Consider the following 12794-nt stretch of genomic DNA (forward strand, 5'->3'; position numbering starts at 1 on the left):
ATCGCTGCCGTCAGCGACGTCTTGCCATGGTCAACGTGGCCGATCGTGCCAATGTTAACGTGCGGCTTGTTGCGCTCAAATTTGCTCTTTGCCATGGGTACGTTTCCTGTGATCAATGAGAATGCATCATCCGGCGGCGCCGGTTTGGGGAGGCGTTTAAGGGTTTCGGAAGGATTGCGCAAGACTTAATTATCTTGCCCGCTTCCAACACCTTGGCCTTTTGATGACGCTTATATGGTGATTGCCGCGCGCAATTCCAACGCAACAGCCGCCAAAGGCGGAAGCCAGCCTAATTCAACGGCTTGTGCGCAATTATTAAAGAAAGACTTTAAACGCTGGTTACCGGGGCCGTTTGCTGGAGCGGGTAGCGGGAATCGAACCCGCGTATTCAGCTTGGAAGGCTGCTGCTCTACCATTGAGCTATACCCGCGGGGTCTTGATCCGTCTGACAGAATGGTGGAGGGAGTTGGATTTGAACCAACGTAGGCTGAGCCAACGGATTTACAGTCCGTCCCCTTTAACCACTCGGGCATCCCTCCATATTCTGTCGGGATCAAGCGACCAGGCATTTCGGATCGAAGCGCGTTGCCGGAGCAAGGCGCCCCTTCGATCTGCGCCGGGTATATGACCGCCCCGTTTGATCCTGTCAACACGATCGATCAGAAAAAGTTGCGAAATTCGCCATAAAGATTGCGCGCCATCGATTTCGCGAAAAACGGTTCCCCGTTCCCCCTATCACCAGTATAAGGCAGGCATGAGCAAAGATATTCCCGGCGACAAGAGCGCCAAAGACACCCACTACGCCACTCTGCGCCGCGCCCATCGCGATGCCCGGCGCGAACGCGGCGAGATCCCGACGCCCGCCCAGGATCGCCGCAAGAAAACAGCACAGGCCGACTGGAAGGCGCCGCAACTGGCGCCCGACCAGGTGCTGCTTTACGGCATCCACACCGTTCGCGCCGCGCTCGACAATCCTGAACGCAGGATCACCAAGCTGTCCGTGACGCAGAACGCACTTGTCCGGCTTGAAACCGGGCCCGTCGAATCGCTCGGCTTCCCGGTCGAGATCGTCTCGCCGCAGGATCTCGACAGGTTGCTCGGACCCGATGCCATCCATCAGGGCGCGATGCTGGAGACCGTGCCCCTGCCCGTTCGCCGCCTGTCGGCGCTGAAGGACAGCCCGCTGATCCTCGTGCTCGACCAGGTCACCGATCCGCATAATGTCGGCGCCATCATGCGCTCCGCCGTCGCCTTCAATGCCGGTGCGCTGATCACCACCATGCGCCACAGCCCGACGGAATCGGGTGTCATGGCGAAATCCGCCTCCGGCGCGCTTGAAATGATCCCCTATATCCAGATCACCAATCTCGCCGATGCGCTGGAAGAACTGCACAAGCTCGGCTTCGTTTCGATTGGCCTTGATTCGGAAGGGCCGGCCCCGCTCGAAGAGACGCTGTCCGGCAACAAGATCGCGCTCGTGCTCGGCGCCGAAGGCAAGGGATTGCGGCAGAAGACCCGCCAGACCGTCAACGCGCTTGCCCGGCTCGACATGCCCGGCGCCATCAAGTCGCTGAATGTCTCGAATGCAGCGGCAATCGCCATGTATGCGGCGCGCAGCTACCTGGCCAAGGTCTGATCAGGGTTACCGTGTGAGGCTCGGCTCGCCGAGCGACAATCGGGCTTCGGGACAGCCATCCCGGATCTTGCGCCATGTGGTGACGTTCAGTTCCATTTCGCAACGCGCCAGATAGGCCATGTCGCCGATCCGGATGCAGACGGTCTGGCCGAGTTCGAGTTTCGAGCCGTCGCGATTTCGGCAGGTGCAGCGCGCGTCGGGGGGCGATGCAAAAGACACCGTGGAAAACATTCCGGCAAACACCGAAACGAGAACGACCAACAAAAGAGCCGGAACGCTTTTCATAAGCGCAGCATAGTACAAAAAGGCTTGTTTTCAAAGCAAAGCAGGCATGCGCCACGCCGGCGCTGCCCGCGTCGGTCAGGCCTTTTTCAGGAATTCGGTGCGCAACACCAGACCCTTGATCTTGGCGTGGCGGCACTCGACCTCGTCCGGATTGTCGGTGAGGTGGATGCCCTTGATCATCGTGCCACGCTTCAGGGTCTCCGATGTGCCCTTGACCTTCAGATCCTTGATGAGCGTGACGTTGTCGCCCTCGTTGAGGATCGTACCGTTGCTGTCCCTGACGTCCATTTTCGATTCCAATTCATGATGATGTCGGCGCAAGCCTGTAATCGCGCTCTATCGCCTTGGACCGCGCCTGTCCAGTCGACCGCGAGAGGTTCGACAGCTCACGACGCGAAAACGGTTGTCCTGGCCATCGCCGCACAGAAAAAGCCGGACACCTCGTCGTGCCCGGCTTTTCAAGAATTTTCGATCTCGGCTCGATCAGGCGGCGATGTCGAAATGACCGCGGTCGGCGATTGCCTTCTCGGCGCCGGCGATCGCTGCTTCCTTCGCATCCGGGCTGATGGCGAGGCCTTCGGCACGAACGAATTCGACATCGGTGATGCCGATGAAGCCGAACACCGTGCTCAGGTAGGTTTCCTGATGGTCCATGGCGCTGACCGGAGAAGCGCCCGAATAGTGGCCGCCACGTGTCGAAGCAACGATCACCTTCTTGCCCTTGGCCAGGCCTTCGACACCGGATTCGGTGTAGCGGAAGGTGGTTCCGGCAACGAGAATGCGGTCGATCCAGGTCTTCAGCTGGCTCGGGATGGTGAAATTGTACATCGGCGCGCCGACGACGATGACGTCTGCAGCGAGGAATTCAGCAAGCGAGGCACGCGCCGCATCAAGTTCGGAAACCAGCGTGGCATCGAGCCCTTCCGGATTGGCCGAAGCGGCCATCAGGTGCGAGCCGTTCAGATGCGCCAGCGGATCGGCCGCAAGGTCGCGATAGGTAACGGTGTCGCCCGGGCGCTCCGCCTTGATCCGCGCAACGATCGATGCCGTCAGGCGGCGGGATACGGAATGATCTCCGAGGATACCGGAGTCGATATGGAGAATGTTCATCGATTGCACCTTGTGTTCTGGTTGGCGTTTTGGGTGCATCACATATGAATTTAAAACAATCAGCCGATAAGCCCGCCCTTTTTTGACAGACTGTTTCCTGATAGAGACAATCTGGTCTCGACTTTGACTGTCTGGAAGGTGTGGAATGCAGGACCTGAACGATCTCGCGCTGTTTGCCGCCGTGGTAAAACACAAGGGCTTCTCCGCCGCGTCGCGGGCCCTCAGCATCCCGAAATCTAAGCTCAGCAAACATGTCGCGCGCCTGGAGCAGCAGCTTGACGTTCGCCTTCTCGAACGTTCGACGCGCAAGCTGCGCGTGACCGAGATCGGCCAGGCCTTCTACGAGCGCTGCGAGACGATCCTGTCCGGCGTCGAAGCCGCGGAAGCGGTGGTCGCTGCGGCCAGAAGCGAGCCATCCGGCATCGTCCGGCTTGCCTCGCCTATCGGCTTCACGCCGATGCTCGCGCATATCCTGCCTGCCTTCCACAGGCGCTATCCCGAGGTACGGCTGCTGATCACCACGACCAACCGGCGCGTCGACCTCGTCGAAGAACGGATCGATATCGCATTGCGGGCGCGCGATCAGCTCGATACCGATAACCATCTGATCGTCCGCAAGCTCGGACAGGCGCGCCAGTTCCTCGCGGCCAGCCCGGCACTGATGGCCCGCCTCGGCAACGTCACGATCGACACGCTCGGAAAGATGCCGACGCTTTCGATGAACGAACAGCACGGCTCCGACACCTGGCAACTTCATACCGATGGCATGAAGCGCGAAATCGCGCACCAGCCGATCATCGGCTGCAGCGATTTCGCCATTTTGGAGCGCGCGGCGATAGAAGGGGTCGGCATCGCGCTTCTGCCGGATCATCTTTGCGGGCGCGGCTTCCGCACCGGCGTGCTCTTGCCCGTGCTGCCGGAATGGTCGTCAAACGACGCGATCGTGCATCTGGTCTTCACCTCGCGCCACGGCCTGCTGCCCGGCGTCCGCGCGCTGATTGACTTCCTTGTGGAAAACCTGCCTCGCGCCATGTCGCGATGCACGGAAATCGATCCCGCGCCGGCGATGCTCGCCGCGGCAGAATAATACAGGCAGCACTTCGGCGGCCTCTGTTCGAATGTTTCCGAAACGCGCAATCTGACGCCATCAGCGAATCGGCGGCGGCAGGGAGCAACTTATCATGACGATCGAACGGCGGCGGCGCATCATCCGCACGCGCAGGACCGCTATCGGCACCACACTCGTTGCCGGCATCTCGTTTCTCGCAGGCATGACGGACGCCGCCGGGCTCCTCGTCGCGGGCAGCTTCGTTTCCTTCATGAGCGGCAACACCACGCGTGCCGCCGTGGCCCTCGCGGAGGGACAAACGCGATATGCCGTCATCCTGCTCGGCGCACTCCTTACGTTCGTCGTCGGCAACGCGCTCGGCATCATTGTTGCCCACAACGCCAGCCGGCGCACGTTTCGCGTCCTCTTCGGGGTTACGCTGATCCTCGGCCTTGCGGCCGGGGCCACCAGCCCTGCCCTCGCAACGTTTCAGTTCTACGCGATCGTGCTTGCCATGGGGCTCGTCAATGCCGCGGTCGAGCACATCGAGGGCCTGCCCATCGGGCTGACCTACGTGACCGGCGGTCTGTCGCGCTTCGGCCGCGGCATCGGCAGCTGGGTTGTCGGCGCACCCCGGCGCGACTGGGCCATGCAGATCGTTCCCTGGCTCGGCATGGCCGCCGGCGGCATCTGCGGCGCCTTTCTCGAACGGGCGCTGGGCGCCGGCGTGCTCTGGCTGACCTGCACCTTGTCGGCGGTGATCGCCATCGTCGTCTTCTTCATTCCGCCGCGGCTCCAGCAGCGCCACGCTCATCGCACCCACCCAGCGCCCCTGACAACCCGGCCGAAACCACATCCGTGACCGCGCCACGCGAGGCGGGCAACGCAGGAGCGCCGCCGCGATCGCCGCGCCCGTCAGATCTGAAAAGCGGCGGGACAATCGCATTTTCCCTTTACACACGATCAGAATATGCTAACTCCCTGCCCCACATGCTGCCCTTATAGCTCAGTTGGTAGAGCACCTGATTTGTAATCAGGGGGTCCCGGGTTCGAGTCCTGGTGGGGGCACCATTCTTTTCCTTTCCCACGTTGATCTTTTATGCATGATACCGATGGTATCGGCGGCGGTGATACCTGCTGCCAGTTGAAGAACGGACGCGCAGGACTTCTTCGGGGCGTTCAGTCCGCTGACGCCCATTCGTAAAACATACAGGCATTCCATGGCTCGCACGTTCAAAACCATCGCTTTCGCCGCCTCCGCCACGCTCGAGGCGCAGAAGGCTGCAGAGGAGTTGATCGCCCTTTACGGCCAGCATGATCCCGAGGAGGCAGATGTCATCGTGGCGCTCGGCGGCGATGGCTTCATGCTGCATACGCTGCACAAAACGATGAATTCCGGCAAGCTGGTTTACGGCATGAATCGCGGCTCCATCGGCTTTCTGATGAACCGTTACAGCACGGAAAACCTGCACGAGCGCCTCGCTGCGGCCGTCGAAAACACCTTCCGGCCGCTGGAAATGCAGACTGTCGATACGGATGGCAAGCGCTTCGGAGCGCTCGCCATCAACGAGGTCTACCTCTTTCGCCAGTCGTACCAGGCCGCTAAGCTGCGGGTTGTCGTCGATGGTCGCGTCAGGCTCGAGGAACTGATCTGCGACGGCGTGCTGCTGTCGACGCCGGCGGGGTCCACCGCCTACAATCTCTCCGCCCACGGCCCGATTCTGCCGCTCGAGGCGCCGCTTTTGGCACTCACCCCGGTCAGCCCCTTCCGGCCTCGCCGCTGGCGCGGCGCGCTTCTGCCCAACAAGGTGACCGTCGATATCGCCATTCTCGAACCGGACAAACGCCCGGTCAACGCCGTGGCCGATCATGTCGAGGTCAAGTCCGTCGTCACGGTGCGCATTGCCGAATCCGAAAAGATGACGGCACATATCCTTTCGGACCCCGATTATTCCTGGTCTGATCGGATCCTTGCCGAACAATTCTCCAACTAGCGCAGATGACAACACATCCCAGCAATCACTTGAATTGGAACCGATTCCGACCGAAGGTGATGCGGGAATTCATGTGCCTTAGGATCCGCCGGGCATGCCGGCATCCGCGCATCCCGCTGTCACATGAGCGCACCAAGGGCTAAAGACGATGCTCCAGTTTCGAAACGTCAGCATAGCCATGCTTTCCGCCTGCTGCATCGCCTTGCTGCTGGCCGCAGGGTCAGCTGCCCGTGCCGACGACACCGCGCTCATGCCCGACAATATAATTTTCGTCACCAGCACGGGCTATTGGGAAGAGAGCGGTGATCCGCTCAGCGTGGCCGATCCGAACGCCGCCAAGACAGAAAGCACTCCGGCAGCCGGCCCATCGGCGACGGCGCAGCGCGGATACTACAAGCTGGTTGCCGTGCGCCAGCCCGAAGGAAACACGCATGTCTTCCTGCAACAGGTCGCGCTGGACGCCGCAGGACCGAAGGTGGTGTCCTCCGCCGAACTGGAGGAATTTTCCTCCATGAAGGCCTATGTGACGGATATCCGGCCGGAAACCTCAGACGGCGTCGCCCGGCAGCCGGGGCTGTTTGCCACCGTCTACCTGAAGACCGATCCGGCAGCACCGGAGCCGGAAACCTGGACCGTGCTGATCGACGACATCGGCGACATCAAGGTCGAGCGCGAAACCAACTGACTCACACGTTCAAAAGCAAAAAGCCGGGTCTTTGAGGCCCGGCTTTCGTGTGTCTCTGTTCTTTTCTCACGCGAGGTCGTCGACGACCGCGTCGGCACCGCCGCTCACCCTGTGGGCCAGCGCCGCTTCCATGAACTCATTGAGATCGCCATCGAGCACGTCATCCGGCGCAGTACTCGCGACGCCCGTGCGCAGGTCCTTCACCAACTGGTAGGGCTGTAGGACGTAGGAGCGGATCTGGTGGCCCCAGCCGATATCGGTCTTCGACGCGGCTTCGGCGTTGGCCGCGTCTTCCCGCTTCTTCAGTTCCGATTCGTAGAGGCGCGCGCGCAGCATGTCCCAGGCCTTGGCCTTGTTCTTGTGCTGCGACCGTTCCTGCTGGCACTGGACGACGATGCCGGAAGGCATGTGCGTGATACGCACGGCCGAATCCGTGGTGTTGACGTGCTGGCCGCCGGCGCCGGAAGAACGGTAGGTGTCGATGCGGCAATCGCTCTCGTTGATGTCGATCTGGATCGAATCGTCGACCACCGGGTAGACCCAGATGGACGAGAACGAGGTATGACGGCGGGCATTGCTGTCGTAGGGCGAGATGCGCACCAGGCGATGCACGCCCGATTCGGTCTTCAGCCAGCCATAGGCATTGTGGCCCTTGACGAGCAGGGTTGCCGACTTGATGCCGGCTTCTTCACCGTCATGGATTTCCAGCAGTTCGACCTTGAATCCCTGCCGTTCGGCCCAGCGGGTATACATGCGTAGCAGCATGTTTGCCCAGTCCTGGCTTTCGGTGCCGCCGGCGCCGGAATGTACTTCGAGATAGGTGTCGTTGCTGTCCGCCTCGCCCGACAGCATGGCTTCGACTTGGCGGCGGGCCGCTTCGGACCGAAGAGCCTTCAACGCCTCTTCCGCCTCCTTGACGATATCGGCATCGCCCTCTTCCTCGCCGAGTTCGATGAGGTCGATGGCATCCTGCATCTGCCTTTCGAAAGAACGAACGCCGTTGATGCCGTCATCGAGTTGCTGGCGCTCGCGCATCAGCTTCTGCGCTTCGGCCGCATCGTTCCAGAGGTTCGGATCCTCGGCCTTGTTGTTCAACCAGTCCAGTCGTCTTACCGCCTGGTCCCAGTCAAAGATGCCTCCTCAGCAGGCTTATGGCCTGCTTGATTTCGTCGACGATATTCTCGATTTCGGTCCGCATTGTCCTGCTTCTTGCGCTGGAATGAAATGTGCGCCGTGAATAACGACGCCCGCCGCTCCTGTAAAGACGGCGGGCGTCGGTAAAGGCAGATTAGAGGCGTTAAAACAGTCCGCTTGAGCCGCGATTGATGGCGTCGTTTGCCTGTGGCGAAGCCTTCAGGATTTCCTCCGGCGGAATATACTCGGCGCCGCCATCGATCACCGAGAAGCTCTCGGCCGGGCCAGTCCCGGGCTTGAAGGCTTCGATGATCGTGTCCGGGTCGCCTTCGGCCGCCGCCATGCCGGTCTTACGGTTGACGGGAATAAGGTTCATTCCCTCCGGCGGCACGAACTTGACGGGGCGCGTGCCCTGCATCGCTACCTGCATGAAATCGTTGAACACGGGCGCCGCAAGCCCGCCGCCCGTCGCACCGCGTCCGAGCGGCGCCGGATTGTCGAAGCCGAGATAGAGGCCGGCGACCATGTCCGGCGTGTAGCCGACGAACCAGGCATCCTTCTCGTCATTGGTCGTGCCGGTCTTGCCGGCCACCGGACGGTCGAGCTTGATCTTGCCGGCGGCGGTGCCGCGGGTGATCACGCCTTCCATCATCGAAGTGATCTGATAGGCGGTCATCGGATCGAGAACCTGCTCGCGATTGTCGGTGAGAACCGGCTCTTCCTGGTTCTCCCAGTCGGCGGCATTGCAGTTGTCGCAGGTGCGCTCCTCATGGCGGAAGATCGTCTTGCCGTAGCGGTCCTGGATGCGGTCGATCATCGACGGCTTGATCTGCTTGCCGCCATTGGCGAGCACGGCATAGGCCGAAACCATCCGCAGCACCGTCGTCTCGCCCGAACCGAGCGACATTGCCAGCACCGGCATCATCTTGTCGTAGATGCCGAACCGCTCGGCATACTCGGCAACAAGGTTCATGCCCATGTCATTGGCAAGCCGCACCGTCATCAGGTTACGCGACTTCTCGATGCCGAGGCGCAGCGTCGAGGGGCCGGCCGAGCCGCCGCCATAGTTTTCCGGGCGCCAGACCTGGCCGCCGGTGACGAGCTCGAACGGTGCGTCGAGGATGACGGATGCCGGCGTATAGCCATTGTCGAGCGCTGCCGCGTAGACGAAGGGCTTGAAGGACGATCCGGGCTGACGCATCGCCTGGGTCGCTCGATTGAATTCCGACTGCCCATAGGAAAAGCCGCCGGCCATGGCGAGAACGCGGCCTGTCTGCGGGTCCATGGCAACCAGGCCACCCTGCACCTTGGGGGGCTGGCGCAGGCGGTATTCGCCGTCCACGTCCGTCGCCTCGACATAGACGACATCGCCCGGGCCGACAACGCCTTCGGGAGACTTCGCCGTCTTGCGGTCACCCGTCGAGGAACGATAGGCCCAGCGCATGTTCGCTTCCGAGATGCGTCCGGTCACCCGATCGGTGCCGATCTTGCCCGCGCCGTCCTTCTCCGGCTGGATGCCGATTGCGGCACCGCTCTCATCGACGGCGAGCACGACGGCAAGCTTCCATTCCGGCACATCGGAAAGCGCTTCAAGCTTGCCAAGCGGCTCGCCCCAGTCGCCGCCGATTTCGATCGTCTTCAGCGCGCCATGGAAACCGCGTCGCTCGTCATAGGAGACCAGCGCGTTCTGCAGCGCCTTGCGGGCTTCGACCTGCAGACGCGGATCAAGCGAGGTGCGAACGGAAAGGCCACCTTCATAAAGGGCATTATCGCCATAACGCTGGATGATCTGGCGGCGAACCTCCTCGGCGAAATATTCGGAGGCGAAGAGGTGCGATCCGCCACGCCGGACGCTGACGCCCAGCGGCTGCTTCTTGGCCTCCTCGCCGTCGGCCTTGGTGACGTAGCCGTTCTCGACCATTCGGTCGATGACCCAGTCACGACGCTCGAGCGCCGCCTTTTCACGGCGGAACGGATGATAGTTTGAGGGACCCTTCGGCAGCGCCGCCAGATAGGCGGTCTCGGCGATCGTCAGTTCCGTCACCGACTTGTCGAAATAGGTGAGCGCCGCGCCGGCGATACCGTAGGAGTTCAGGCCGAAGAAAATTTCGTTGAGGTAGAGCTCGAGAATGCGGTCCTTGCTGTAAGCCTGCTCGATGCGGAAGGACAGGATCGCTTCCTTGACCTTGCGGTCGATCGTCTGGTCCGCGGAAAGAAGGAAGTTCTTGGCGACCTGCTGGGTGATCGTCGAGGCGCCAACGGGGCGGCGGCCGGAACCGAAGTTCTGCAGGTTGACGGCGATGGCGCGCGCAAGACCTGTGATATCGACGCCGGGATGCTGATAGAAATTCTTGTCTTCCGCCGAAATGAAAGCGGCCTTGACGCGGTCGGGAATGGCCTGGATCGGCAGATAGAGGCGACGCTCGCGGGCATACTCGGCCATCAGCGCGCCATTGCCGGCGTGGACGCGCGTCGTTACCGGCGGCGCATAGCTGTTGAGAACCTCATAATCCGGCAAGTCCTTGGTGATGTGGCCGAGATAGATGGCGGCAGCCGCGGCCACGCCGAGCACCAGAAATGCGCCAATGCCGAAGAAATATCCAATCAGTCTGATCATCAGCCAGATACCGGTACCCTGTTGTCGTTTCTCTGTGCGGAGCACGCGAGCATGGTGGGCCTAGCCTGCACCTTGTCCGAATGCAATCACGCCGAACGAATTAAACCGCAAAGAACGCCGGAAATCCGGCAGTCTCCCGCGTTTCATTTTTACGACCGGCTACCTCTTTCAGGTCACCGATCACGTCAATCAGATTTCCGGATAGCGACCGGATTGTGAGCAAAATAGGGCTCTCGGCATATTAAGCACGCCGCATCCCCTTGAAAACGATATCGCTGTTACTTGAGCGACACAAATCACATCAAACGTCATTGGTTTGAAAAAAGGGAAGAGATCAACCGCCGTTTGCCACCGACCCGCCCCGATAGGCGCGCACCGCACCGGCCAGAAGGCCCGCGACTTTCTTGCGCCAGACCGGATCGACCAGCAATTTCTCGTCCTGCTTGTTGGACAAAAAGCCGAGCTCAAGCAGGATGGACGGCACGTCCGGCGCTTGCAGGACGCGGAAGCCGGCATGGCGGTGGGGATTGTTGATGAGGTTGATCTGCCCCTCGAACGACGAGACCACGGAGCGCGCAAGATTGACGGAGAACGCCTGCGTCTCGCGGCGCGTCAGATCGATAAGAATGTCGGCGACCTCGGCGGGTTCACTCGTCAACGTCATCCCGGCGATCTCGTCGGACAGATTTTCGCGCTCGGCAAGATTGGCGGCAAGATGGTCGGATGCCTTGTCAGAGATGGTGTAGACGGTCGCGCCGCGGATGTCGTGCTGCTTGAGCGTATCGGCATGCACGGAGATGAACAGGTTGGCGCCGTGCTGGCGAGCGATCTGCACCCGTTCCGGCAAGGACAGGAATTCGTCCTTTTCCCGCGTCAGGAACGCCTTGACACCCGCTTCCTTGTTGAGCGTTGCCACGAGTTCGCCCGCGAAGGCGAGCGTCACGCTCTTCTCCTCCATCTTGGTGTCGGTCCCGATCGCGCCGGTGTCGATGCCGCCATGCCCCGCGTCGACGGCGATCACAAATTCTCCTGCAGCAGGCGGCTCGACGACACGGTCCGTTTTGGTGGCCGTGACCGTGCCCGTCCATTTCTGCTCTTCAATAAGCCGCGAAAAACGCTCCTCGGTCACACGCTCCGCATCGAGGACCAACCGGAAGCCCCTGCCCCCCTCGTCGGCCTTCACGTCCGCAACGGTGATGGCCACCGGCTTCTTTGCCGTCAGCACGACACGCGAACTGCCGGCCCCCATGGCACCGTAACGGATTTCCGAGAACAGGCCGCGGGCCGCGAGATCCTCCGGCTTCAATCCAAACGATGTCTCAGGCAGATCGACGATGACACGCGCCGGGTTGGCGACGTAGTGAACGAAGAAAACCGGCTTCTTGTCGAAATCGATGACCACTCGGGTACGGGCGTCGTCACCCGCGATCCGGGCGCCATAAGCGAGCAACGGCGCATCGGCTGCTTGTGCGCCCGGTGCCGAACACAGGACGAAAAGCAAGAGCAAACAATGCCGCATCATCGCCGAGAGCATCAAACCCGCTTTTCCTTGTTGCCAACGCCTCGCCGGATGCGCGATCGGCGCACCACGGACACGGCCTCCTGGTCCAGAAACTGGCCATGCAGATCGCCGGTTGCCATTCCCATCATCCATGACGCCATATGGTTAACCAAAGCTTGCCGAACACAGCAAACACCGCCGGACCCCGGTCACTGCATCGAAAAACATGCCCCGAAGGTGCCAAAACCGCATCCTGGCAGTGCATACCCGCACAAGCGAATCAATCAATATTATGGCGGTTCGGGCTTTTCCCTTGCCATTGTGACATAGAAAACATAAAAGCTTCACAGGGAGAAAGTGTTGACGGGATAGAATCGACGACCGGCAGCCAACGGGTTTTTGAAGCCCCGGCGCCAGAGCGTGATCGGAACCGGTAAGACCCGGTTCGACGTGGATCATGTCTCGGACAAGCAGTCGCGCTTCATCCGCCGTCGCTCCACCTTCTCTCTTGCATACTGAATCGTGAAAATTCCGGCGGTGGCCGGTGCGTTTATGGTGACGATCACCGAAGGCCCGCGAGCGGGCACATTCATCGGGCCTCCAGGGCCTAACATTGGCATTCTTGTTTGGTCATTGACGTTGTCTCAGCAGTATCGGTCAGAAGTAAACAGGCCCCGGAACGACACCGTTCCGGCTGCCGTCTGGCTGTTGGACCATCTCCCCGACCATGCAGGAACATTCACATCCGGCGAAAAACCTGAGCTGTATGGAACGTGTCCTCCCG

12 protein-coding genes and 3 tRNA genes are annotated in these 12794 nt (G+C 61.1%); 6 read left to right on the forward strand and 9 right to left on the reverse strand.

Annotation, left to right across the window (positions count from 1 at the left end; all coding sequences use genetic code 11):
- The 3 genes from A3AY_RS40115 to A3AY_RS0111920 all read right to left on the reverse strand — a co-directional run.
- On the reverse strand, nucleotides 1-95 hold a 95-nt coding region (locus A3AY_RS40115), incomplete at its 3' end, for a GTP-binding protein (RefSeq protein ID WP_018010120.1).
- A gap of 261 nt (nucleotides 96-356) precedes the next feature.
- Nucleotides 357-430, reverse strand: a tRNA-Gly gene (locus tag A3AY_RS0111915).
- A gap of 24 nt (nucleotides 431-454) precedes the next feature.
- Nucleotides 455-539 (reverse strand) — tRNA-Tyr (locus A3AY_RS0111920).
- Between the two features lie 215 nt (nucleotides 540-754).
- On the opposite strand from A3AY_RS0111920, the gene A3AY_RS0111925 reads away from it, so the two are divergent.
- Nucleotides 755-1636, forward strand: a complete 882-nt coding sequence (locus A3AY_RS0111925; protein ID WP_018325897.1) for a TrmH family RNA methyltransferase — start codon at nucleotides 755-757, stop codon at nucleotides 1634-1636.
- A gap of 6 nt (nucleotides 1637-1642) precedes the next feature.
- Here A3AY_RS0111925 and A3AY_RS0111930 read toward each other — a convergent pair whose 3' ends face one another.
- From A3AY_RS0111930 to A3AY_RS0111940, 3 genes are all read right to left on the reverse strand, one after another.
- On the reverse strand, nucleotides 1643-1921 hold the full coding sequence (locus A3AY_RS0111930; RefSeq protein ID WP_018325898.1) for a hypothetical protein: 279 nt from the start codon (nucleotides 1919-1921) through the stop codon (nucleotides 1643-1645).
- Between the two features lie 75 nt (nucleotides 1922-1996).
- Nucleotides 1997-2209: an alkylphosphonate utilization protein gene (locus A3AY_RS0111935; protein WP_018325899.1), complete on the reverse strand. Its 213-nt coding sequence runs from the start codon at nucleotides 2207-2209 to the stop codon at nucleotides 1997-1999.
- Between the two features lie 195 nt (nucleotides 2210-2404).
- A complete protein-coding gene (locus tag A3AY_RS0111940) occupies nucleotides 2405-3031 on the reverse strand; it encodes an FMN-dependent NADH-azoreductase (protein ID WP_018325900.1) in 627 nt (208 codons plus the stop codon).
- Between the two features lie 145 nt (nucleotides 3032-3176).
- Here A3AY_RS0111940 and A3AY_RS0111945 point away from each other — a divergent pair, with 145 nt between their 5' ends.
- The 5 genes from A3AY_RS0111945 (at nucleotide 3177) to A3AY_RS0111965 (ending at nucleotide 6758) form a co-directional block, all read left to right on the forward strand.
- Complete coding sequence (locus A3AY_RS0111945; protein ID WP_018325901.1) at nucleotides 3177-4118, forward strand: LysR family transcriptional regulator; 942 nt, start codon at nucleotides 3177-3179, stop codon at nucleotides 4116-4118.
- A 94-nt stretch (nucleotides 4119-4212) separates the two neighbouring features.
- Nucleotides 4213-4941, forward strand: coding sequence for a YoaK family protein (locus A3AY_RS0111950; protein ID WP_018325902.1), 729 nt, complete (start codon nucleotides 4213-4215; stop codon nucleotides 4939-4941).
- Between the two features lie 133 nt (nucleotides 4942-5074).
- Nucleotides 5075-5150 (forward strand) — tRNA-Thr (locus tag A3AY_RS0111955).
- Nucleotides 5151-5299: 149 nt separating this feature from the next.
- Nucleotides 5300-6073, forward strand: coding sequence for an NAD kinase (locus A3AY_RS0111960; protein ID WP_018325903.1), 774 nt, complete (start codon nucleotides 5300-5302; stop codon nucleotides 6071-6073).
- Nucleotides 6074-6221: 148 nt separating this feature from the next.
- Entirely contained in the window at nucleotides 6222-6758 is a 537-nt protein-coding gene (locus A3AY_RS0111965) for a hypothetical protein (protein ID WP_018325904.1), read from the forward strand.
- 66 nt (nucleotides 6759-6824) lie between these two features.
- Here A3AY_RS0111965 and prfB read toward each other — a convergent pair.
- The 3 genes from prfB to A3AY_RS0111980 form a co-directional block, all read right to left on the reverse strand.
- A protein-coding gene (prfB, locus tag A3AY_RS0111970; protein WP_112851946.1) for a peptide chain release factor 2 occupies nucleotides 6825-7956 on the reverse strand; the annotation gives its coding sequence in 2 pieces (ribosomal slippage) (nucleotides 6825-7886 and nucleotides 7888-7956; 1131 coding nt in all).
- Nucleotides 7957-8055: 99 nt separating this feature from the next.
- Nucleotides 8056-10509, reverse strand: a complete 2454-nt coding sequence (locus tag A3AY_RS0111975; protein WP_018325906.1) for a penicillin-binding protein 1A — start codon at nucleotides 10507-10509, stop codon at nucleotides 8056-8058.
- 334 nt (nucleotides 10510-10843) lie between these two features.
- On the reverse strand, nucleotides 10844-12043 hold the full coding sequence (locus tag A3AY_RS0111980; protein ID WP_018325907.1) for an N-acetylmuramoyl-L-alanine amidase: 1200 nt from the start codon (nucleotides 12041-12043) through the stop codon (nucleotides 10844-10846).
- Between the last annotated feature and the right edge of the window lie 751 nt (nucleotides 12044-12794).

It is taken from the genome of Rhizobium giardinii bv. giardinii H152, from assembly GCF_000379605.1.
GTDB lineage: Bacteria > Pseudomonadota > Alphaproteobacteria > Rhizobiales > Rhizobiaceae > Pararhizobium > Pararhizobium giardinii.